At 56.9% G+C, this 262-nt stretch carries 1 protein-coding gene; it reads right to left on the bottom strand.

Annotated features, from left to right (window positions below):
* Positions 1–262 (bottom strand): Calx-beta domain-containing protein (locus AB4653_RS12800; RefSeq protein WP_372104336.1); only part of this gene is annotated, 262 nt, incomplete at both ends.

Genomic DNA, 262 nt, shown 5'->3' with positions numbered 1-262 from the left:
TCACGCCCGTCACTGTTGGCGTACCATCGTTGTCTTGGATCGTGACTGTGCCCATTTGCGCCGTCGATTGCGTTGGCGTCTTCGCCGTCACGGTGAAGGTTTCATCGCCTTCGAAGATGCTGTCTTGCGTGGTCTGCACTTTCACTGTGAAGTCGGTTTGACCCGCCGGTAAGCTCACTTGGAAGCTGCCGTCGTTCGCAACCGCCACGTCTTTCAGCTCAGTGCCGTCACCTAAGATGATGGTCACTTGGGTGCCCGTGAA

Source organism: Vibrio sp. 10N.222.48.A3, assembly GCF_041475345.1.
Lineage (GTDB): Bacteria > Pseudomonadota > Gammaproteobacteria > Enterobacterales > Vibrionaceae > Vibrio > Vibrio tasmaniensis_A.
This window is presented reverse-complemented; position numbering and strand designations above follow the sequence as displayed.